Origin of the sequence: Parapedobacter soli (genome assembly GCF_025460835.1) — a bacterium.
Taxonomy (GTDB): Bacteria; Bacteroidota; Bacteroidia; order Sphingobacteriales; family Sphingobacteriaceae; genus Parapedobacter; species Parapedobacter soli.
In genome coordinates, this window is sequence record NZ_JAMXAY010000168.1 from 1 (window position 1) to 490 (window position 490).

Consider the following 490-nt stretch of genomic DNA (forward strand, 5'->3'; position numbering starts at 1 on the left):
CACCATTACCGGCGATAACCACGAAACCCTGGTGTTGGAAGCCGCACTGACGATCGAAAAAGCGGTGGCGACCATCACGGCGGACGACGAACAGTTCCGGACCTACGACGGTACGCAACAGCTCGTATCCGCGACACTGGACCATACGGAAACGACCTTGGCATTTTCGCCACAGCAAGGCTATGCTGCGTTGGGTGACTATACGATTACCATCACCGCCGAGGAAACGACCAACTATCTGGAAGCCACGAAAACGGTTCGCTTGGTGGTGGAGGATCCCTCTTGGGATGACATCGCATTTTACGACGCGACGTTTGCCTACAACGGTGCGGCACACTCCATCTTCGTTAGTCACCTGCCGACAGCGGCTACAGCGGTCTACACCGGCAACGCGCAAACCGATGCCGGCGTGTATGAAGTAACCGCAACGGTATCCATGGTCGGTCACACCGATTTGGAACTGACCGCTATGTTGACCATCGAGAAAGCA

The 490-nt window shown here is 55.9% G+C and carries 1 protein-coding gene; it reads left to right on the forward strand.

What is annotated here, in order from left to right; all coding sequences use genetic code 11:
• Positions 1-490, forward strand: a 490-nt coding sequence (locus NGM62_RS22050; RefSeq protein ID WP_262250458.1) for a hypothetical protein, incomplete at both ends; no start/stop codon positions are given.